The 21,133-nt window shown below is 62.2% G+C and carries 22 protein-coding genes; 9 read left to right on the plus strand and 13 right to left on the minus strand.

From position 1 onward, the window contains the following. Positions 1 to 34: 34 nt before the first annotated feature. A complete protein-coding gene (locus RBB32_RS19185) occupies positions 35 to 619 on the minus strand; it encodes a DNA-3-methyladenine glycosylase I (protein WP_306155062.1) in 585 nt (194 codons plus the stop codon). 111 nt (positions 620 to 730) lie between these two features. Here RBB32_RS19185 and RBB32_RS19190 point away from each other — a divergent pair, with 111 nt between their 5' ends. The 4 genes from RBB32_RS19190 (at position 731) to RBB32_RS19205 (ending at position 4,485) form a co-directional block, all read left to right on the plus strand. Next, a complete protein-coding gene (locus RBB32_RS19190; RefSeq protein ID WP_306155065.1) occupies positions 731 to 1,567 on the plus strand; it encodes an EAL domain-containing protein in 837 nt (278 codons plus the stop codon). Positions 1,568 to 1,699: 132 nt separating this feature from the next. Then, positions 1,700 to 2,875 (plus strand): acetyl-CoA C-acetyltransferase, encoded by a 1,176-nt coding sequence (locus RBB32_RS19195; RefSeq protein WP_306155067.1) that lies wholly within the window; start codon positions 1,700 to 1,702, stop codon positions 2,873 to 2,875. Positions 2,876 to 3,064: 189 nt separating this feature from the next. Continuing rightward, complete coding sequence (gene phbB, locus RBB32_RS19200; protein ID WP_306155069.1) at positions 3,065 to 3,787, plus strand: acetoacetyl-CoA reductase; 723 nt, start codon at positions 3,065 to 3,067, stop codon at positions 3,785 to 3,787. A 140-nt stretch (positions 3,788 to 3,927) separates the two neighbouring features. Next, positions 3,928 to 4,485, plus strand: coding sequence for a LysR substrate-binding domain-containing protein (locus RBB32_RS19205; RefSeq protein WP_306155071.1), 558 nt, complete (start codon positions 3,928 to 3,930; stop codon positions 4,483 to 4,485). Here RBB32_RS19205 and RBB32_RS19210 read toward each other — a convergent pair. From RBB32_RS19210 to RBB32_RS19220, 3 genes are all read right to left on the minus strand, one after another. Continuing rightward, positions 4,482 to 4,652, minus strand: a complete 171-nt coding sequence (locus RBB32_RS19210) for a YdcH family protein (protein ID WP_306155073.1) — start codon at positions 4,650 to 4,652, stop codon at positions 4,482 to 4,484. The genes RBB32_RS19205 and RBB32_RS19210 overlap by 4 nt on opposite strands. A 113-nt stretch (positions 4,653 to 4,765) precedes the next feature. Beyond that, positions 4,766 to 5,536 carry a tRNA1(Val) (adenine(37)-N6)-methyltransferase gene (locus RBB32_RS19215; RefSeq protein ID WP_306155075.1) on the minus strand — a complete coding sequence of 257 codons (771 nt, stop codon included), beginning with the start codon at positions 5,534 to 5,536 and terminating at the stop codon, positions 4,766 to 4,768. Next, on the minus strand, positions 5,529 to 5,744 hold the full coding sequence (locus tag RBB32_RS19220; RefSeq protein ID WP_306155077.1) for a DUF2007 domain-containing protein: 216 nt from the start codon (positions 5,742 to 5,744) through the stop codon (positions 5,529 to 5,531). Before RBB32_RS19220 ends, RBB32_RS19215 begins: the two co-directional genes overlap by 8 nt. Before the next feature lie 55 nt (positions 5,745 to 5,799). On the opposite strand from RBB32_RS19220, the gene RBB32_RS19225 reads away from it, so the two are divergent. Then, the gene (locus tag RBB32_RS19225; protein WP_306155078.1) at positions 5,800 to 6,801 is read left to right on the plus strand and encodes a polyprenyl synthetase family protein; all 1,002 of its coding nucleotides are present in this window, start codon (positions 5,800 to 5,802) and stop codon (positions 6,799 to 6,801) included. Here RBB32_RS19225 and RBB32_RS19230 read toward each other — a convergent pair. The 3 genes from RBB32_RS19230 to RBB32_RS19240 all read right to left on the minus strand — a co-directional run bounded on the left by RBB32_RS19230 (position 6,794) and on the right by RBB32_RS19240 (position 11,096). After that, positions 6,794 to 7,630 carry a 4-(cytidine 5'-diphospho)-2-C-methyl-D-erythritol kinase gene (locus RBB32_RS19230; RefSeq protein WP_306155080.1) on the minus strand — a complete coding sequence of 279 codons (837 nt, stop codon included), beginning with the start codon at positions 7,628 to 7,630 and terminating at the stop codon, positions 6,794 to 6,796. The genes RBB32_RS19225 and RBB32_RS19230 overlap by 8 nt on opposite strands. Continuing rightward, on the minus strand, positions 7,617 to 9,332 hold the full coding sequence (locus RBB32_RS19235) for a tetratricopeptide repeat protein (RefSeq protein ID WP_306155082.1): 1,716 nt from the start codon (positions 9,330 to 9,332) through the stop codon (positions 7,617 to 7,619). The genes RBB32_RS19230 and RBB32_RS19235 overlap by 14 nt, the downstream gene beginning before the upstream one ends. 114 nt (positions 9,333 to 9,446) lie before the next feature. After that, a complete protein-coding gene (locus RBB32_RS19240) occupies positions 9,447 to 11,096 on the minus strand; it encodes an electron transfer flavoprotein-ubiquinone oxidoreductase (protein ID WP_306155084.1) in 1,650 nt (549 codons plus the stop codon). A gap of 267 nt (positions 11,097 to 11,363) precedes the next feature. On the opposite strand from RBB32_RS19240, the gene greA reads away from it, so the two are divergent. From greA to RBB32_RS19255, 3 genes are all read left to right on the plus strand, one after another. Further along, positions 11,364 to 11,834, plus strand: coding sequence for a transcription elongation factor GreA (gene greA, locus RBB32_RS19245; RefSeq protein WP_306155107.1), 471 nt, complete (start codon positions 11,364 to 11,366; stop codon positions 11,832 to 11,834). Positions 11,835 to 11,847: 13 nt separating this feature from the next. Then, entirely contained in the window at positions 11,848 to 12,861 is a 1,014-nt protein-coding gene (locus RBB32_RS19250) for a hypothetical protein (protein ID WP_306155086.1), read from the plus strand. A 69-nt stretch (positions 12,862 to 12,930) separates the two neighbouring features. Then, complete coding sequence (locus tag RBB32_RS19255; protein WP_306155088.1) at positions 12,931 to 13,386, plus strand: universal stress protein; 456 nt, start codon at positions 12,931 to 12,933, stop codon at positions 13,384 to 13,386. Positions 13,387 to 13,388: 2 nt separating this feature from the next. Here RBB32_RS19255 and RBB32_RS19260 read toward each other — a convergent pair whose 3' ends face one another. The 5 genes from RBB32_RS19260 to RBB32_RS19280 all read right to left on the minus strand — a co-directional run bounded on the left by RBB32_RS19260 (position 13,389) and on the right by RBB32_RS19280 (position 19,353). After that, the gene (locus RBB32_RS19260) at positions 13,389 to 14,885 is read right to left on the minus strand and encodes a class I adenylate-forming enzyme family protein (protein WP_306155090.1); all 1,497 of its coding nucleotides are present in this window, start codon (positions 14,883 to 14,885) and stop codon (positions 13,389 to 13,391) included. Further along, positions 14,882 to 16,285, minus strand: coding sequence for an aldehyde dehydrogenase family protein (locus RBB32_RS19265; RefSeq protein WP_306155092.1), 1,404 nt, complete (start codon positions 16,283 to 16,285; stop codon positions 14,882 to 14,884). Before RBB32_RS19265 ends, RBB32_RS19260 begins: the two co-directional genes overlap by 4 nt. A gap of 66 nt (positions 16,286 to 16,351) precedes the next feature. Beyond that, positions 16,352 to 17,320 (minus strand): tripartite tricarboxylate transporter substrate binding protein, encoded by a 969-nt coding sequence (locus tag RBB32_RS19270; RefSeq protein WP_306155093.1) that lies wholly within the window; start codon positions 17,318 to 17,320, stop codon positions 16,352 to 16,354. A gap of 42 nt (positions 17,321 to 17,362) precedes the next feature. Further along, positions 17,363 to 17,827, minus strand: coding sequence for a tripartite tricarboxylate transporter TctB family protein (locus tag RBB32_RS19275; protein ID WP_306155095.1), 465 nt, complete (start codon positions 17,825 to 17,827; stop codon positions 17,363 to 17,365). Then, complete coding sequence (locus tag RBB32_RS19280; RefSeq protein ID WP_306155097.1) at positions 17,824 to 19,353, minus strand: tripartite tricarboxylate transporter permease; 1,530 nt, start codon at positions 19,351 to 19,353, stop codon at positions 17,824 to 17,826. Before RBB32_RS19280 ends, RBB32_RS19275 begins: the two co-directional genes overlap by 4 nt. Positions 19,354 to 19,568: 215 nt before the next feature. On the opposite strand from RBB32_RS19280, the gene RBB32_RS19285 reads away from it, so the two are divergent. After that, positions 19,569 to 20,585, plus strand: coding sequence for a LacI family DNA-binding transcriptional regulator (locus RBB32_RS19285; RefSeq protein ID WP_306155099.1), 1,017 nt, complete (start codon positions 19,569 to 19,571; stop codon positions 20,583 to 20,585). Here the strand turns inward: RBB32_RS19285 and RBB32_RS19290 are convergent. Continuing rightward, on the minus strand, positions 20,582 to 21,133 hold a 552-nt coding region (locus tag RBB32_RS19290; RefSeq protein ID WP_306155101.1), incomplete at its 5' end, for a glutamine amidotransferase. The two genes, RBB32_RS19285 and RBB32_RS19290, sit on opposite strands and share 4 nt — an antisense overlap.

The raw sequence follows: 21,133 nt of genomic DNA on the forward strand, positions 1-21,133 counted from the left end.
GTGGCGCAACCGGGCCAGCGGCGAAATACCGGGGTTATCCCGACGCGGGGTTTTGCCCCATATCGGCCACCGGTTCATGACAGGGGCAGGTTGTCAGGTGGTCGTTGACCAGCCCCGCCGCCTGCATGAAGGCATAGGTGATCGTCGGCCCGCAAAACTTGAAACCCCTTTTTTTCAAATCCTTTGAAATTGCTTGTGAAATTTCTGTCTGGGCCGGGACTTCTGAAAGCTGGCTCCACCGGTTTTGAATGGGCCTGTGATCGACATAGGACCACAGGTAATCGGCAAAGCCCTGGCTGGCCTCGATATCCTGCCAGACACGGGCGTTGGTGATCGTCGCCTCCACCTTCCCACGGTGCCGCACGATCCCGGGATTTTGCAGCAGGGCTTCCACCTCCGCCGCGCCCCATGTGGCAATCGCATCTGGGTCAAACCCCTGAAAAGCCTCGCGAAAACTTTCGCGTTTGCGCAGGATGGTGATCCAGCTCAGCCCCGCTTGATACCCTTCGAGGATCAGCTTTTCCCACAAGGCGCGGCTGTCATATTCGGGCACGCCCCACTCGTCATCGTGATAGGCGTGATACAACGGATCGTCCCCGGCCCAGGTACAGCGTTCCATGTGTTTTCCCCCGTTTCATCCCGCCTCGGGCAGATTTTAGACAAATGCCCGGCTTAACCGATCATTAGCGCCCCCGCCCCACCCTGTGAAGCGGTGAAATCGGAGGTAAGAATGGGGCAGAAACGCAAATGGGCCAATATTCCGGCCGGGCATGACAACCCGCTGAACTATGCCGTAAGTGCGCGGGATCGTTCGGTGATCGACATGGTGGACCAGGCTGTGCGCCACAAACAGGTCATGCTGGCCTATCAGGCCGTGGTGCCCACGGGCCAGGAGGGGCGGCCAGCCTTCTACGAAGGGCTGATTCGCGTGATGGATGAAACCGGGCGGGTGATTCCCGCACGCGACTTCATAACCGAGATCGAATGCATGGAAACCGGGCGGGTGATCGATTGCCTTGCCTTGGAAAAGGGCCTGCGCACCTTGCAGGGCTTTCCCGATCTGCGGCTTTCGGTGAACATGTCGGCGCGCTCCATCGGGTATCCGCGCTGGATGCGAATCCTCAAGCGCGGCATCGGGCAGGACCCCACCGTTGCCGAACGCCTGATCCTTGAGATCACCGAAAGCTCGGCCATGCTGGTGCCGGAACTCGTGGTGGGGTTCATGGATGATTTGCAGAAGAAAGGCATCAGTTTCGCCTTGGACGATTTCGGCGCGGGTTTCACCTCTTTCCGTTACCTGAGGGAATTTTACTTCGACATCGTCAAGATCGACGGGCAATTCATCCGCGGCATCGCAAGCAGCCCGGACAACCAGGTTTTGACCGCGGCGCTGAAATCCATTGCCGAACAATTCGACATGGTCACCATCGCCGAAAGCGTCGAACAGCCACAGGATGCGGCCTATCTTTCGGCCATCGGGATCGACTGCATGCAGGGATATTTCTTCGGGGCCCCGACGGTTGAGCCACCGTGGCTGGAGACACCCTTTTCGCGGGTATCCGCCTAGCCTGTGACATGTGGTCCGTTGCCGCAATGCGGCATATGCGCTATGACGCGCGGGAACGGCGGGGAATACTGGGGCCCGCACTTGTTGTGACGTCCGGGCGTTCCTCGACCTTAATTCTGGTGGAGGACACACATGACCAACGTAGTAATCGCATCCGCAGCGCGTACCGCTGTCGGTTCTTTCGGCGGCTCTTTTGCAAACACGCCCGCCCATGATCTGGGCGCGGCCGTGCTCGAAGCCGTGGTCGAGCGCGCAGGCATCGACAAGAGCGAGGTTTCCGAAACCATCCTCGGCCAGGTCCTGACTGCCGCCCAAGGCCAAAACCCTGCCCGTCAGGCGCATATAAACGCCGGCCTGCCGCAGGAATCGGCGGCCTGGAGCATCAACCAGGTTTGTGGCTCGGGCCTGCGCTCGGTCGCCCTTGGCGCACAGCACATCCAACTGGGCGATGCCGATATCATTGCCGCGGGCGGTCAGGAAAACATGACGCTCAGCCCGCATGCCGCACACCTGCGCGCGGGCCACAAAATGGGCGACATGAAGTATATCGACACCATGATCCGCGATGGCCTCTGGGATGCCTTCAACGGCTACCACATGGGCCAAACCGCCGAAAACGTTGCGGAAAAATGGCAGATCAGCCGCGAACAGCAAGACGAATTCGCGCTGGCCTCGCAAAACAAGGCCGAAGCCGCCCAGAACGCGGGCAAGTTCGACGACGAGGTGATCCCCTTCACCATCAAGACCCGCAAGGGCGACATCGTCGTCGACAAGGATGAATACATCCGCCACGGCGCCGTTATCGAAGCCATGCAGAAAATGCGCCCGGCCTTCACCAAGGACGGGTCGGTCACGGCGGCCAATGCCAGCGGCCTGAACGACGGTGCCGCCGGTGTCCTGCTGATGAGTGCCGACAACGCCGAAAAGCGGGGCATCACGCCGCTGGCGCGCATCGCCTCTTACGCCACTGCCGGTCTGGACCCGTCGATCATGGGTGTCGGCCCGATCCACGCCAGCCGCAAGGCCCTGGACAAAGCGGGCTGGTCGGTTGACGATCTGGACCTCGTGGAAGCCAACGAAGCCTTCGCCGCACAGGCCTGTGCCGTGAACAAGGACATGGGCTGGAACCCCGAAATCGTGAACGTGAACGGCGGCGCCATCGCCATCGGTCACCCGATCGGCGCCTCGGGTGCGCGTATCCTCAACACCCTGCTGTTCGAAATGCAGCGGCGCGATGCCAAGAAGGGCCTTGCCACGCTTTGCATCGGGGGCGGCATGGGCGTTGCCATGTGCCTCGAACGCCCATAAGGCGCGGGTGCCGTCAGACCGTCATAAAGGGCACCTCGTCAGGTGCCCTTTTTTCTTGTCCGCAAGCGAAGCAGGCCAAACCGGAAATAACCTCTGCACTGCGGCAATTTGTGTGAGTAATAATGTTGCGCTCGTCACTTTGAAAGTTTAACAGAGTTACCAACGGAATTTATAAATTGGAGGAACCCCATGGCTAGAACAGCACTCGTCACCGGTGGATCGCGCGGCATCGGCGCGGCCATTTCCAAGGCCCTGAAGGCCGAAGGCTATAACGTCGCCGCCACCTATGCCGGCAACGATGAGGCCGCCGCCCAGTTCACCGAGGAAACCGGCATCAAGACCTACAAGTGGAACGTCGGCGATTACGAGGACTCCAAGGCCGGTATCGCCAAGGTCGAAGAGGAACTGGGCCCGGTCGACGTGGTCGTTGCCAACGCCGGCATCACCCGCGACGCACCGTTTCACAAGATGACCCCGGACCAATGGCAGCAGGTGATCGACACCAACCTGACCGGCGTGTTCAACACCGTTCACCCCGTCTGGCCCGGCATGCGCGAGCGTGGCTTTGGCCGCATCATCGTCATCAGCTCGATCAATGGCCAGAAAGGTCAATTCGCGCAGGTGAACTATGCCGCGACCAAGGCGGGTGACCTGGGCATCATCAAATCGCTGGCCCAGGAAGGTGCCGCCAAGGGCATCACCGCCAACGCGGTTTGCCCCGGCTATATCGCGACCGAAATGGTCATGGCCGTGCCGGAAAAAGTGCGCGAGTCGATCATCTCGCAAATCCCGGCGGGCCGCCTGGGTGAGCCGGAAGAAATCGCGCGTTGCGTAGCCTTCCTTGCCTCGGACGACGCACAGTTCATCAACGGCTCGACCATTTCGGCGAACGGCGGACAATTCTTCGTCTGATTATACCTGACAGACACGAAAAGGGCCGGTCATCGCGACCGGCCCTTTTGCTTTCCAGTGATCACTTGCAACGATCATCCGGAAGATTTTTGCCCCATCAAGCGAAACCAGATCTGGCCAAGGGCTTGCCCACGGGCCGCATGGGCGGCGCGATAGGCATCGCGGATGCGGGTATCACTGGCAACTTCGATCATCTGGCAACCCTTTTGGTGGATGCAGTATTTCTTGACGAATGGGTCACCCCGATGATGACCCCGGGCCTCGCAGAACGCATGCCCGCCCCCGCCGATCTGGCACAGGCGCAACTGCTGCATCAGGACGATATCCGGTTTCTCGATCCGCCCTGCGACTGGCCCGCTTGGTTCAACGCGGCGGGCCTGCCGCCGCGCGATTGGACCGGGCAACGCTTTTCACAGGCCGATCATGCGCTTGACGCCGCCCTGTCGGGCGCGGGCGTTATCCTTGGCCGGATATCCCTGGCGGCCCGATTGCTGAGCGAGGGGCGCTTGGTGGCCCCTTACCTCCTTGGCCTGCGAACCGAGGCGCATTATCGCATTTTATGTGTAAAAGGCAGCGAGACGCGGCCACATATCGCCGCGTTCCGTTCATGGTTACGGGATCAGACGGCCGTGGTCAGCGAACACGACCGTCATTTTGAGCTGATCAAGGCAGGTAATGTGCCACGTTCGGCCGGTTAGGCGTTTTCGCTCAGACGTTCAATTTCTTCTTTGACACGAAGCTTTTGCTTCTTGAGGTCCGCGATTTCCAGATCACTGGTGCCGGGGGCGCGCTGCGCCTCTTCCACCCGTTCCGAGAGATCCTGATGTTTCTTTTTCAGTTGCTCGACATGCGAACTCAAGCTCATGTGCGTATCTCCTCTCTGGATGGTTTCAATAGGTCCAGTGCAGCACAGTTTTACAAATCTGTCACGCTGCAACCGCGAACTACGCAAAAAATTGCGGGCTCAATTTGAAACCATTATTCCGGAAACGGTAACGGCGCCCCAAGCCTGAGAATGCAAGTGGTTGCCGCGTTGTAATTTTCCCGGTCCCCCGGGTGGCTGCCGCCCTCGTGCAGTATCCAGCCATCGTGCAGGCGAAATGACGCACGCCCGCCCTTGCGCCCGCGCAGCAAAACCAATCGCGCCGCGCGCCCCTTGCGCGGAATCAGCGGTAGCACCTCAAGACTGCCCAAACGCTTGGCCGCATGGCCCAGCATCTCGGGCAGGCGTTCGGCCCGCTGAATCAGGGTCACCGTCCCCTTGGGCGCACAGCGCTTCGCCGCCGCCTCGATCCATGCCTCAAGCGGTGTGGCCTCGCCGCGCCCTGCCTCGCGCCCCTTGTCGGCAACCTTGGTGCTGGCGTTTCGGTCGAAATACGGCGGATTGGCCAGAACGTGGGTGAATTGCCGCTGTTTGAGGGTCTCTGGCATCTGCGCAAGGTTCCCCTCGACCACCTCAAGCGACACCCCGTTTTCCGCGGCATTGCGCCGCGCCAAAGCCGCATACTCGGGTTGCACCTCAAGCCCTGCGGCCTGCACCCCCGGCACACGCTGCGCCACGCAAAGCGCCGCAACACCGGCCCCACAGCCCAGATCAAGCAGGCTGTCGCCCTCGCGCGCCGGGATGCAGGCGGCCAGTAACACGGGGTCCACCCCCGCGCGATAGCCCTGCTTGGGCTGCCAAAGGCGCAATTGCCCGCCAAGAAACTTGTCCCGGCTGAGCGCCGCATCGGGCCAATGATCAGCCATCCACCTCGATCCCGTTGTCTTCAAGCGTTCGGCGCGCGCGGTGAAAATCCCCCTCCCCCACCATCAGGCGACGCGGGAACACCCCGATACCACCTTCGAGGATGCTCATATTTACGTCCATTTCAAAGCAGTCTATACCCTCGCCCTGAAGCAGCGCTTGGGCAAAAGCGATCATTGTCGGATCGGTGGTGCGAAATAGCTGTTTCATGGGGATGACATAAGGGCACCGCGCGGGATTTGTCGACCGGTGTGACGGGAGTGTGATGGGATTGGACCACGCCGCAACAAAACCGCATGAGGAACTGGCCGCGCATCTGAGCGACAAGATGGAGGCGGTGAACACCCTGATCCGCACGCGCATGGCCTCGCGCCATGCCCCCCGCATCCCCGAGGTCACCGCGCATCTGGTCGAGGCGGGCGGCAAGCGCCTGCGCCCGATGCTGACGCTGGCGGCGGCCGACCTCTGCACCTATGACGGCGAATATGACGTGCATCTGGCCGCGACGGTGGAGTTCATCCATACCGCCACCCTGCTGCATGACGATGTGGTCGATGAAAGCGAACAACGCCGCGGGCGGCCCACGGCCAACCTGTTGTGGGACAACAAATCAAGCGTTCTGGTGGGCGATTACCTGTTTGCCCGCGCCTTCCAGTTGATGGTCGAACCCGGCAACCTGCGGGTGCTGGATATCCTGTCGAACGCCGCCGCCGTGATTGCCGAGGGCGAGGTTCTGCAACTCAGCGCCGCTCAGGATTTGAACACCGGGGAAGATACTTATCTGCAAATCGTGCGCGGCAAGACCGCCGCGCTGTTTTCGGCAGCCACCGAAACCGGCGGCGTTCTGTCCGGCGCGCCCGAGGATCAGGTGCGCGCGCTTTTCGATTACGGAGATGCGCTTGGCATTGCCTTCCAGATCGTCGACGACCTGTTGGATTACCAAGGCGACAGTGCCGCCACCGGCAAGAACGTGGGCGACGATTTCCGCGAACGCAAGCTGACCCTGCCGGTGATCAAGGCCGTGGCCAAGGCCGATGCCGAGGAACGCGCCTTCTGGACCCGCACGATCGAGAAGGGCAAACAGGGCGAGGGGGATCTGGACCACGCCCTTGCGCTGCTGGACAAGCACGACACGCTTGAGGCCACCCGTCAGGATGCCCTGATGTGGGCCGACAAGGCCAAGACCGCCATGCAGGCCCTGCCGGACCACCCGGTGCGCCGCATGTTGATTGATCTGGCCGACTACGTGGTCGCGCGGGTCAACTGACCGCATTGAGGCGCACCGCCTCGACCCACCAGCCCGGCTGCTGTTCCTGCAAGCGCCCCGCGGCCGATGCGGCGGTTTCCGCATCGGAATAAAGGCCGAAACAGGTGCCGCCAGAGCCCGACATGCGCGTCAAAAGGCAGCCCGGCGTCACCGAAAGCACATCGAAAACCTGCTGAATGACCGGCTCGGCCTGAATGGCCGGGGCCTCAAGGTCATTGCGCATGGTTGCCAGCCATTCAATCAATGCGCTGGCCCCATCGAATTCGGGCAGGGCCTCGGGCATTCCCGGGTTATCGGCCCGTTCCAACCCGGCGAAAACCTCCCGCGTCATGACCGGCAGCTTGGGATTGACCAGCACGGCATGCAAGACCGGCAGGTCCGTCACAGGCTCGACGATCTCGCCCAGGCCACGCATCCTTGCGGTGCGGCCATAAAGACAAACCGGGATGTCCGCGCCAAGGCGGATCACATCCTCGGGCACGGCCCGCCCCGACAGCTCTGCCAAGGCATTCAGCGTCGCGGCGGCATCGCTGGACCCACCGCCCAGACCGGCGGCATTGGGCAGGTGCTTTTCCAGATGAATATCGGCAGGCACCCCCATCAGGGCCGCCGCCTTGACCACAAGGTTGCTGTCATCGGCAGGCACCCCTGCCGCCATCGGCCCGTCTACTGTCAACATCGTGGTATCGCTTCGCGCTACATGCAGGCGATCACCGATATCGGCAAAAACGACCAGCGAATCCAATTCGTGATAACCATCCGCCCGCCGCCCGGTCACGTGCAGGGTCAGGTTTATCTTGGCCGGGGCAAAGCGTTCACTCACCGTCATCGGCAACTTTCAGGGGCGGCGCGCCCTCTTCCTCCAGAACCTGATCCAACCCCACCTCAAGCTTGCGGCGAATGCGGTCAGGGTCGATGTCTTGCTCCGGGGTGTCCTCGGTCACGAAGGACAAGGCGCGCCTCCACTGGAACCGCGCTTCTGTCTCGCGGCCCACGGCCCAAAGGACATCGCCCAGATGATCGTTCACCACCGGGTCCACCGGCATCAGTTCGGCGGCGCGCTCCATATGGCCGATGGCCTCGTCGTAGCGGCCAAGGCGGTACAGGATCCAGCCAAGGCTATCCACGATGTAACCGCTGTCGGGCTGCGCCGCGACGGCGCGTTCGATCATGTTCAGCGCCTCGTCCAGCTTGATCTGCTTTTCAACCAGCGAATACCCAAGGTAGTTCAGCACCTGTGGCTGCTCGGGATTCAATTCCAGCGCGCGGCGAAAATCGGCTTCGGCCTTGTCCCAGATGCCCTGCCGTTCATAGCTGATCGCGCGGGCATAATGCACGAACCACTGATCGGCCTTGCGTTCCTCGTAAAGCGCGATGGCCTTGTCATAGGCGCTGGCCGCATTGTCGAATTGCTCCAACTGTCGGAACAGATCACCGGCCGAGACATGCACCGTGGGCTGATCGGGATGGGTTTGCGCCAACTGCTCCAGCACCTCGATCGCCGCATCGGTCTTGTCCGCCCGGCGCAGGGTATCGGCCCGGCCCAGTTCCGCCGCCAGGAAAGACGGGTGGTCGCGCGGCACACGCTTGTAGGCCACGGTGGCCAGTTCATAGCGCCCAAGGGATTCAAGCAATTCGGCGGACATGATCATGGCGTCGATATGATCGGGGCTCAGGTGTTCGGCCACCCGCGAATACAGCAGGGTATAATCCTCGCCCATATCGCTCAGAAGCGCGCGGCCCAGCGAAAAGAACACCTCGGCCACACCATCGGCAGCCCCGCCGATCATGCTGAACGGCACCCGGTCACCCGCCACCAGCCGGTCGCGCAGTTGCTGAATCTCCGGGTCCAGATCGGTGCCGAAGGTATCGTCGATCTGGGCCACGGCATCTTCGTTGCGGTCAAGCTGGCTCAGCACTTCGGCCCAGGCCAACATGCCGCGCCGGGTGCGCTGCATCGGGCCATCGCTTTCCCCGGCGAAAATCTGATCCGCGCCTTCGAAATCCCCGACCGAGGCCAGCGCCAGCGCCTTGTGGTAAATGGCAAACCCACGCAATCCGCGTTCTTCGGCGACACTGTCGAACAGATCCAGCGCGCGGCTCATGTCGCCCTGGCCCAAATGCGCCCAGGCCGCGATCAGGCCATCGGCCAATTGCCCCACGCCGCGCCCGTCCTCAAGCCGGGTCAGAAGGGCGTCGTAATCCTCTTGCTGCACCTCGTCGGCCACCAGAACCATTTGCGCCACTTGGCTGCGCAAATCATCGGCTTCAATCTTGCGGGCGATCGGCAGGGCACGGTCGAAATTGCCCAGGGCCGCATGCGCGACCACGGCGTTTTCCATGATCGCCGGATTGGATTGATCCTCGGTCAAGGCACGGGTGAAATAATCAGCCGCTGCCGCGTAATCATGGTCGTACCGCGCCTGACGCGCCGCCAGGTAGGCACCCGAGGCATCACCGGCCATCGCGGGCGGCACGGCCCCTTGTACAAGGGTTACGATGGCGATTGCGGTTAGGGTTCGGAGTGTCACGCTGGCCTGCCTTTGCTCTGCCCGGGGTTTGCGGGAGAACCTAGTACGCCCAAGGGCCCAAAGCAATGCGGGGCGGCCCAATGACCGCCCCGCATGCCAGTTTTCACCACTTCTTTACATGTTGGGATAGTTTGGCCCATCCCCGCCCTGCGGCGTGACCCAGTTGATGTTCTGGCTTGGGTCCTTGATGTCGCAGGTTTTGCAATGCACGCAGTTTTGGAAGTTGATGACGAACTTGGGCTCCTTGCCCTCTTCGCGAACCACTTCGTAAACACCGGCCGGGCAATAACGCTGTGCCGGTTCGTCGAACTTGGGCAGGTTCACGTCGATCGGCACGCTGTCATCCTTCAGCGTCAGGTGACAGGGCTGGCTTTCCTCGTGGTTGGTCATCGAGAAACTGACATTGGTCAGGCGGTCAAAGCTCAACTTGCCATCGGGCTTGGGATAGCTGATGTCCTTGTGCTTCTCCGCAGGCTCGGTCGCCTCGGCATCCGATTTGCCGTGGCCAAGCGTGCCGAACAGCGAAAAGCCCAGCGTGTTGGTCCACATATCCAGACCACCCAGCGCCAGTGAGGCGGTCAGGCCCCATTTCGACCACATGGGTTTGACGTTGCGCACCTTCTTGAGGTCCTTGCCAATGGCGCCGCTGCGCACCTCGTCCTCGTAATCGTTCAACTCATCGGTGGCGCGGCCCGCCTCGATCGCGGCATGCGCGGCCTCGGCCGCGGCCTTGCCCGACAGCATCGCGTTGTGGTTGCCCTTGATGCGCGGCACGTTGACCATGCCCACCGAACAGCCCAGCAGGGCAACGCCGGGCGCCACCATCTTGGGCATCGACTGATACCCGCCTTCGGAAATCGCCCGCGCGCCATAGGCCACGCGCTTACCGCCCTTCAGAAGCTCGGCCACCATCGGGTGATGCTTGAAGCGCTGGAACTCCATATAGGGGTAAAGATGCGGGTTGCGGTAGTTCAGGTGCACCACGAAACCCACGTAAACCTGATTGTTTTCAAGGTGATAGATGAACGACCCGCCGCCGGCATTGCCATTGAGAGGCCAGCCCATGGTGTGGGTCACGCTGCCCTCGCGGTGCTTGGCCGGGTCGATCTCCCAGATTTCCTTCATGCCAAGGCCGAATTTCTGCGGCTCTTTCCCGGCGGACAGGTCGTATTTGGCCATCACCTCCTTGGCCAGACTGCCGCGCACGCCTTCCGACAGGAAGACATATTTGCCGTGCAACTCCATCCCCGGCTCATAGGCCGGGCCGGGGGTGCCGTCGGGGTTCTTGCCGAATTCACCGGCCACGACCCCCTTCACGTTGCCATTCTCGTCATACACCATGTCCGAGCACGCCATGCCGGGGAAGATTTCCACGCCCAGTTCCTCGGCCTGCTCGGCCATCCAGCGGCAGACATTGCCCATCGACACGATGTAATTGCCGTGGTTGTTCATCAGCGGCGGCATCGGGAAATTGGGGATGCGCATTTGCCCACCTTCCCCCAGCATGTAGAAGTTATCGTCCTTCACCGGCACGTTCAGCGGCGCGCCCTTGTCTTTCCAATCCGGGATCAGCGCATCCAGACCGCAGGGGTCGAGAACGGCGCCCGACAGGATATGCGCCCCCACCTCGGAACCTTTTTCAAGAACGACAACCTCGCGCGAGGGATCCAACTGCTTCAGCCGGATCGCCGCCGAAAGGCCCGCAGGCCCCGCCCCGACGATCACAACATCGTATTCCATCGCTTCGCGAGTCACATCGGACATGGCTTGCATCCTTTCCAAGGGCGGTTCAGTCACGTAACAAAGTTGCGCACGTGGTTAGCGCGCCCTTCGGTGGAAGGTCAATTGAAACACGACGTTAAATTGGGCCTAAAGCGGCAAATTGCGTGCTATCGCGACTCCATTGCACTGCTTTGCACCATCGCCTATTGCAAAGTCCGCCGCGCTCGGGTCAATCTGGCGCGACCAATCCGACAGACCTGCCGGGGGCGGCCCATGGCCCGCGCCCCGCAACAATAGTGGATAATGACGATGGAAAAGATCCCGATGACCCGCAAGGGCCATGCCGCCCTTGAGGCCGAGCTGAAACAGCTGAAATCCGAGGAGCGGCCCGCCATCATCCGCGCCATCTCCGAAGCGCGCGAACATGGCGACCTGTCGGAAAACGCCGAATACCACTCGGCCAAGGAAAAACAAAGCTTCATCGAGGGCCGCATCAAGGAACTCGAAGGCGTGATCAGCCTTGCCGAGGTGATCGACCCCGCGAAACTCTCCGGCCCGATCAAGTTCGGCGCGACCGTCACGCTGGTCGATGAAGACACCGACGAGGAAAAAACCTATCAGATCGTCGGCGAATACGAGGCCAATATCGAAAACGGCCTGTTGAACATAAAATCGCCCATCGCCCGCGCCCTGATCGGCAAGGAAGAAGGCGACAGCGTCGAGGTCCGCACCCCCGGTGGTGAAAAATCCTATGAAGTGTTAAACATCGCCTACACCTGACAGGCTGACACAGATGTCTCAATCAACGGGTCCGTCCCATACCTCCGGGCAGGGTCAGGCGAAACAGAACGCCCAAGGCGTCACCGCGATGGAAGTGATCGCGCTTATCCTGACGGTCCTTTGGCTGTTGGGCACGGCGGTGTTTTTCCTGACCATGGACCCTGGCGCCGGAAACGGTGACGGCGCGCTGCGCTTTGTCATGATTCTTCTGGCGATCTTCATGCCGGTGGCGATGATCTGGGTGGCGGTCACCGCCGCCCGCGCCTCCCGCGTGATGCGCGAGGAAAGCCAGCGCTTGCAAACCGCGATTGATGCCATCCGCACCGCCTATCTGACCCAGACCAAGCAACAGGCCGAGTTGAACGACTCATCGGTTGCCAAGAAGCTGGAAGAAATCGCCGCCGCCCAACGCAAGACGGAAACCGCGCTGGCCACCTTCTCGACGATACGAACCGCGGCCCCCGCGCCCGCGCCTGCCCCCGCGATGCAGGCACCGGCCGGCGGCGACGATCAGGTTGCCCTGCCTCTTGGCACCACCGCCGAGGATATGCAGCCGCCATTGGCAAGCGACGATTTCATCCGCGCGCTGAACTTCCCCGAAAACGCCAGTGATCGCGAAGGTTTCGCCGCCCTGCGCAAGGCCCTCAAGGATCGGCCTACCGCGCAACTGATTCAGGCGGCACAGGACATCCTGACCCTGATGTCCCACGATGGTATCTACATGGACGACCTGCGCCCCGATATGGCCCGCCCCGAAATCTGGCGGCGCTTTGCCGAGGGCGAGCGGGGCCGCGCCATCGCCGCGCTTGGCGGGATACGCGACCGCTCGTCGCTGGCCCTGACGGCAGCGCGCATGAAACAGGACACGATCTTTCGCGATGCCGCGCACCATTTCCTGCGGCTGTTCGACAAAATGTTCACGCAGTTCGCCGAAAACGCCAGCGATTCCGAAATATCGGACCTTTCCGATACCCGCACCGCCCGCGCCTTCATGCTTCTGGGCCGGGTTGCGGGCACCTTTGACTGACCCATGATTTTCCCAGTGTTGCGCACCGCGTCGTTTGCCCCCATGATGCCCCCGAGGGAGAATTAGATCATGCGCAAGTTTATGGTCGTGCTGGACGACAGCCGGGAATGTCTCAACGCCATGCGGTTCGCCGCGATGCGCGCCGCCCACACGCAGGCCGGCGTCGAAGTCCTCGCGGTGATCCCCCCCGAGGAATTCAACCACTGGATCGGCGTTGGCGATATCATGCGCGAAGAAGCGCGCGAACGTATCCACGCCCATTTCGAGGTGTTTGCCAAGTGGATGCGCGACAAGCAGGGCGTCGATCCCGAACTGGTGATCCGCGAAGGCGAACCCGTGTCCGAGATCATCGCACAGGTACAGGATGACCCCGAGGTCGGCGTTCTGGTTCTTGGGGCAGGCACCGACAAGAAAGGCCCCGGACCATTGGTCACCCAACTGTCCAGAACCGCGGGGTCGCTGCCCATTCCGATCACCATCGTGCCGGGCGACCTGTCGAAGGAACGGCTTGAAGCGATCACCTGACCTCAGGCAGGAGGCAGGATATCGGCCAGTTTCAGGCGCTGTATCTTGCCCGAAGGCCCCTTGGGCAATTCGGCCATGAAATGCACCTTGTCGGGTGTCTTGAACGGCCCCAACCTGTCGCGGCAAATCTCGATCAACTGCGCCGGGTCCAGTTGCGATCCATCGCAAACCCGCACCGCCGCCTCGACGGTTTCGCCATAGCGCGTGCAGGTGCGCGCAAAGGCCGCCGCCTCGACCACATCGGGGTGGGTATAAAGCGCCTCGTCCACCTCGCGCGGGGCAATGTTTTCCCCGCCCTTGATGATCAGTTCCTTCAAGCGCCCGGTCACGAAGACATAGCCGTCGCCATCCATCCGCGCCACATCGCCGGTGCGCAGCCATCCGTCGCGGAACGTGCCTTCGGTCGCCTCCGGGTTCTTGAGGTATTCGACCATCACGTTCGGCCCGCGCACCACGATTTCGCCGTCCTCGCCGCGCGGCACCTCGTGCCCCTCGCCATCCTGTATCTGCACCTCGCAGCCATAGGCGACCCCGGGCGAGCCGATCTTGCGCGGCTCGGGCGGTAGCGGGTTCGACAGGATTTGCGCCGCCGTTTCGGTCAACCCCATGGTTTCGATGATCGGCACGTCAAACCGCGCCTCGAAGGCCTGCTGGGTTTCCACCGCCAAGGCCGACGAGGCCGAGCGCCCGAACCGCAACCGCGCACGGCACTCCGCGTCGGGTTCGCCCTTGCCATGCAACAGGTGCGAAATGATCGTCGGCACAACCGAGAACCAAGTGACCTCTGCCGCGCCGGCCTGCGCCCAGAATTGCGAGGCGGAAAACCGCCCCGTCATGGCCAGCGATCCCCCCGACACAAGGCTGCCCATCACCGTCACGCACAGCCCGTTGATGTGGTAAATCGGCAGGACGCAAAAGCCCCGGTCCTGCGGGGCCAGCCGATGCGCCACCGCCGTCGTCCAGCCGCCCGCCAGAAGGCTGGCATGGCTGTGGACCACGCCCTTGGGCCGCCCCGTCGTCCCCGAGGTATACATAAGCAGCGCATGATCCGTGGGGGCGACATCGTGCAAGGCGGCCTCCTCGTCGTCGCCCCCAAGCGGCAGCGAGGTCATCCCCTCCCCCGCTGCCGCCGCGAACAGATCGTTACAATCGGGGTGCACATAGGCAAAGCGCGCCTCGGAATGTTCCAACGCATAGGCAATCGCATCCCGCCCGGCGGCAAGGTTGATCATCACCGCCCGAAACCCGCCATAGGCGGCGCCATAGAAGGCACAAAGCGCCTCGTGGCTGTTGGGCGCGATAATGGCGACGCTTTCGCCCTTGGCCACGCCCCGCGCGGTCAGCGACCGGGCAAAGCCCAACGCCCCCTCGCGCAGCGCGGTCCAGCTCAATTCATCCCCGGTTTCGGGGAAAACAACCGCCCGGCCCCCGGCCTCGGCGCGCGCATCCAGCCACTCCCGAATCGTTCCCTCGGGCGGGGTTTGATTGTCCAAGCTCATTTGCCGGCCTCGTCCCAGTAATCCGCGAAAATATCTTCAAGGCTTGGCTCTCGCGGCGGAATTTCCCGCACGATCTTGGTGGATTGCAGGAAGTGCCGCCAATGCAGGTTTTCATGCGTGGCATTGCCGCCCCACGATCCACAGCCCATCGACAGCGAAAAGGGCATGCCGTTGGTGAAGGCCCCGCCCGTGGCAAAGGTATGCGCCTGATTGACGATCACCCGGCTGGTCGGAATGGCCCGCGCAAGCACCATGGGCCGGTCTGCTTCCGTACTATGCAGGCCCACCGAATGGCCCGCGCCCTGATGCAACTGAATGGCGCGGGTGGTCTCGATCGCCGCCTCGAAATCCGCGGCCCGGTAAAGCGCCAGAACCCGGCTCAGCTTCTCACCGCTCAAGGGGTGATCGGGGCCGATGCCGCTGGTCGGCACGGCGATATAATCCGTCCCCTCCGGCACCGTCCCTTCCAGTCCCAGGGCCGCGATCATCTTGTCGGCATCCTGCGCGATCACCTCGCGGTTCAGATGCCCGTCGGGCCAAAGTGCCGCCACCACGGCGGCCTCGTCCTCGACCACGGCGCCGCCCGCATCCGCCATCGCCGCGACGAAAGCGTCATAAACCGCATCCACCACCACAACCGCGTTCTCCGACGAACAGGACGTGGCATTGTCGAAACATTTCGAGGCGCGGATTTTCTCGGCCGCCGCCGCCAGATCGGCGGTCTCATCGACGATCACCGTCACGTTGCCCGCCCCCACGGCCACCGCCGGGGTTCCGGCGGTCTGCGCGCGATGCACGTTGTTCTGACTGCCGGTGCAGATGATCTTGTCACAGCCCTCCATCAGGGCCTGGGTCTTTTCCTTCGATCCCGGTGCCGGCACCATCTGCACCAAGTCCGGGTCTTCGTCGATCTTGGCGAACTCCGCATGGATATAGTCCAGCAACACCTCGCAACTGGCCACCCCCTTGGGCGAGGGGGCCACGACGATGGAGTTACCGCATTTCAACGCGTTGATAATGTTGTTGGCCGGGGTCGCCGCCGGGTTGGTCGAGGGCACGATCGCCCCCACCACGCCCATCGGGCGCGCGATCTCGGTAATCCCGGTATCCGCCTCGTCCGAGATCACGCCGTAGGTCACGGCCTGCTTGATATCCCGCATCAGGCCCAGCGTCTTGCGATGGTTCTTGATGATCTTGTCATCCACATTGCCAAGGCCCGTGGTTTCCACCGCCAGTTCGGCCAAGGCCCGGTTGCGCGCGGGTTCCATGATGGCCCATGCCACCGCCTGCGCCGCCCGGTCATAGCGCGCCTGGCTTCCGTCCGCCTCGAACCGGGCCTGCGCGGCACGGGACCGGGCAATCACATCTTCCAACTGTGCAAGGGGGCTTGGCGCGTTCATATCTCTATCTCACTCTCTTGGGGATCGGGGCGCGCGCAAACCGGCGCGCCCCGAAATGGTTGCAAATCACAGGCCGGAAAGAAGCTCTTGCAGGGTCTCCTCGCGCGCGGCCCACATCTCAAGCACCTCGTCGCGGGTCATGATGTGCATCGGGCTGCCGCCCGCCTTCATCTGCTTGGCGACGCGCGGGTTCTTGAACATTTCCGGCACGGTTTCGGCCAGTTTGTCGATAATCGGCTGGGGCGTGCCTTTCGGCACCATCACCCCCCGGAAATTGACCGAGGAATTGTCGATGTCGAACCCCTGCTCGGCCATCGTCGGCACATCGGGCAAAAAGTCGCTCCGCTCAAGGTCGAACACCCCAAGGATCTTGATGTTGCCCGCCTGTTGCGCGCGGAAGGCATCCGACAGGTTGTTCACCCCGCCAAGCACTTCACCGGCGATCACGGCCTTCATGGCCCCGGCCCCGCCCTTGTTATTGGGGATATAGGCAAGTTTCACGCCCGCCGCCTTTTCAAGCTGAAGCGCGGCGATATGGTGCCCCACGAAAAGCCCCGCGCCCGAAAAAGTCAGCTTCCCGGGGTTTTCCTTGGCATAGTTCACCACGTCCTCCATCGTGTTGAACTCGCTGTCGGCGGACACGACAAACACCGCCGGGTCCGCGCCCCAGTTTGCAATCGGCTCAAAGCTGTCGGCGGTATAGCTCACGCCGCCCTCGATCGACTGGGCGATGAAATGCGGCACGTTATAGGCGCCCAGCGTATACCCGTCGGCCTCGGCCTGCGTTGCAAACCAGTTCCAGCCAACGCGCCCACCGGCCCCCGGCTTGTTGAGAATGGCAATCGGTAGTCCCAGTGCATCCTCGTTGCCCGCGGTCATCGTCACGATCCGCGCCTGAAAATCGGTGGCCCCGCCCGCGCCATAGCTGACCATCATCATCAAGGGCCGTTCGGGGTAATTTTCGTGACCGTCCGCCAAGGCGGCCCCGGTCAGGGATACAAGCGCCATAGACGCTGCGGCTATCAGTTTTCTCATTGTTTCTCTCCTCCCATGGGTTGGCTCTGCCGCTGTTACGGTTCAGAAGAAAATCTCTCGCGGTGTGAACACATTGAGCAACATCGCGAAGAGACCATACATAACCGCCATGAACCCGGCGGTGATGACAACGCGCTTGATCCATGTGCGCGGCTCATTGTGCGGCGACGGATCGTAAAGCGTCAAAAGAATGAAAAAGGCGATCGCCGTGGCGGTGTAAAAGCCAAGCCCCTTGGCCGCCCAGAAGATATAGACCAGCGCCACGATAAGCCCCGGCGCGATATGGATCATCTGCGTCCGGTTCAACCCGTTGCCCACCTTGGTCTTGCCGATCACCGCCTTGCCGAAGGTCCACAGCGCCAGCACCACGAAAACCGTGGAAATCAGCCGCGGAAACAGGAAGGCCTGTGCGGGTTGCGCGGTATAGCTGATATAGGCCACGCCAACCCCCACGGCGGCGACGATCCCGCTGGCCAGCACATGTTGGGTCTGCCAAATCGCACTCATGACAATGCCTCCTCTTTGGCCACGGCCTCGTCCTTGGTGGTGTAGCGACGGTGGCGAATTTCCATCCAGGCCGAATAGACGATCGAGGCCACGACAATCGCGATCAGCGTCAGGTTCAGCGGCCCGGTCAGGAAATAGCTGCCAAGGTTCGACGTGGCATTGGCGATCATCGAGCCTTGCACGAAATTGGCCTCGGCAATCGGGCCAAGGATCAGGCCCAGAACCAGCGGCGCGGCGGAAAAGCCGAACCGCTCAAGGAAATACATCCCCGTGCCAAGGGCGGCCATGACATAGACGTCGCCCATCGAGTGTTGCACCGAATAGCTGCCGAACACCGCCAGCCCCAGAACCACGGCGGCCATCACCGCGTTGGGCACCTGCGCCACGCGCGCGGCCAGCCCGGCCACGTAAAGGCCGAAGATGCACATCATGATCTGTCCGATCAGCATCGAGTTGATAAAGGTCCATGCCACCTGCGGATGGTTGTCAAACAGGTCGCTGCCCGGGAAAATCCCATGGATCAAAAGCCCCCCCAACAGAACCGCCGCCGTGGGCGATCCGGGAATCGACAGCGTCAGAAGCGGCACAAGGCTTGGCCCGACCATGGCGTTGTTGGCGCTTTCGGCGGCAATGATCCCCTCGCTGTGGCCGGTGCCGAATTTCTCGCGCTCCGAACTCACCTTCCTGGATTGGTCATAGGCCACCAGCCCGGCAATCTGACCGCCCACACCGGGAATAAGCCCGATGAACGACCCCACCGCCGTGCCGATCGACAGGGCCCGCGTGCGGCCTGCCACCTCCTTGAGGGCCTCGCGGATGGGGTGACGCTCGACGCTCAGCACCTCGGTCTCCGACGGCTTGCGCCCGTTGGCGAACATGGTGATCACCTGCGGGATGGCGAAAAGCCCGATCAATGCCGGAATGATATTGATCCCGCCGGCCACCGCATCATGGAAGATAAACCGCTGCGCGCCCATGATGTCGTCAAACCCGACGGTCGCCAGCCACAGCCCGATACAGCCCGACAACAGCCCCTTGACCACCGAGCTGGAATCCAGCGAACCGATCACCGTGACCCCCAGAATGGCCAGCCAGAACAGGTGCGACGGCCCGAAGGCCAAGGCCCATTGCGCCAAGACCGGCGTCAGGAAAATCAACAGGAAAACCCCGAAAACCCCGCCGACAAGCGACGCGATGAACGACAGTTGCAACGCCCGTGCACCCTGTCCCTTGCGGGCCATGGTGTGCCCATCCAGCGTGGTCGCGATATTGGCCGGCGCGCCGGGGATCTTGAGCAAGATCGCACTCACCGCGCCCCCGGCCACGGTCGAGGTATAGGCCGCCCCCAGAAGGATAAGCCCCTGCGTCGCGTCCAGCTTGAACGTAAACGGGATCAACAACGCCACCGCCATGGTCGGCGAAAGCCCCGGCGTCGCGCCCAGGATCAGCCCGCCAATCGTGCCGATCAACAACAGCATGAAGTTGATGGGCGTGAACACGTCCCCCATGTAACCAATGAATTCCACTTGGGCGGCCTCCCTTTCCTCCCAAAACGCTCCGCTCGTGGCCCGACGTCACGGGCAAGGACGAAACGCGCCACGATAAGTGGCTTGCTCGGCGTGTCGCGAAAGACTGGTCCCCAGATGTCCGCAACCCGCTTCGGTTGACATTTAACGGTAAGCCATGAAAACAGTATTGCAAATGTTTTCATTTTTTCCACCAAAACCATGGGCAACCCACTGTGAAAAAAGATAAAAAATCAGATATAATCGCCGTTGCAAAGGCCGCCCGGGTCTCGCCCTCAACCGTGTCGCGCGCCTTCAATCACCCTGATCTGGTCAAGGCCACGACTCGGAAAAAGATCGACGCCGCGGTGCGGCGTCTGGGCTATATCCGCAACCGCGCGGCGCAAACCATCCACGGCATCCGCAGCGGCACAATCGGCCTGATCGTGCCCACCATCGACCACACGATTTTCGCCGAACTGATCCAAAGCTTTTCCGACGCCGTCGCCGAACAGGGCTTCACCATCCTGCTTGCCTCGCATGACTACAGCCTCGAACAGGAATACGCCCTGACCCGCAAGATGCTGGAACACCGGGTCGACGGCATGGCCCTGATCGGGGTCGAACACTCCAAGGATACCTACGGGCTGCTCGATCAACAAAAAATCCCCGCGATCCTTCTATGGAACGTGGAGGAAGGTGCCCCCATCCCCTGCGTCGGGTCCGATAACTACCTTGCAGGAAAGCTGATCGCGGATCATGTGACCACCCTTGGGCACCGCGACATCGCCGCGCTTTTTCCGCCGCTTGATGGCAATGATCGGGCCGCGCGGCGCTTCGACGGGGTCCAAGACACCCTGCACAAGGCCGGGTATCACCTGCCCGCGCACCGCGTCCTTGAAACCACCTATAACATTGCCGACGCGAAACAGGCCGTGGGCCGCCTTATCGCCCAAGGCCCCACGCCCAGCGCCCTTCTTTGCGGCAACGATGTGCTGGCATGGGGCGCACTGCATGCCCTTGCCCGCGCGGGCCTGCGCGTGCCCGAGGATGTCACCGTCACCGGCATCGGCGATTTCAAAGGCTCTCGCGATTTCGAACCACCGCTCACCACGGTCCGCATCCCGGCCCCGCAAATCGGCGCCCGCGCGGCGGACATGATCGTGGCCTCGATCACCGGCACCGATCCCACCCCGCAAAACACCATCATCGCCCCCGAACTGAAGATCCGCCAAACAAGTCGGGCGGTCTAACCGCCAAACCGCGCCACGAAATTGCGCAAGATCACCTCGGGCGCGGTGACATCCGCCGCCCGGCAAATGGCGATCAGGTCATTGGCGGTTTCCGGCGGGAAATAGCCCTTGTGCTTATAGATATTGATCCGCGTCTCGAACCCCGCCGCATCGGCCTCGGGGTGAAACTGCGTGGCATAGACATTCCGCCCATGGCGCACCATCTGGAACGGGCAGGCCTCTGACACCACCAGGTGCGTGCACCCCTCGGGCAGCGCCTGAAGCGCCTCCTTGTGGCCGACGAAAGCGTCAAACCGCCCCGGCACCCCCGCCAACAACGGGTCATCGCGGCCCGCATCTGTCACCGCACAGGCCGAGGTGCCCACCGGCTCGCCATAGCGCGCCTTGCCGACATCGCCGTTCAGATGCTTGCCAAGGATACCAATGCCATAACAGCAACCCAGAAAGGGGAAATCCCGCGCCGTCACCTCGGGCATGATCGAAAGCACCTCCGCCTCGATCTTGGCCTCGACCGGGCTTTTGTCCTCGGGCGCGTCGCTCACGCAGCC

The organism is Roseovarius sp. MMSF_3281 (assembly GCF_030733685.1).
In the GTDB taxonomy this organism is placed as follows: Bacteria; Pseudomonadota; Alphaproteobacteria; order Rhodobacterales; family Rhodobacteraceae; genus Roseovarius.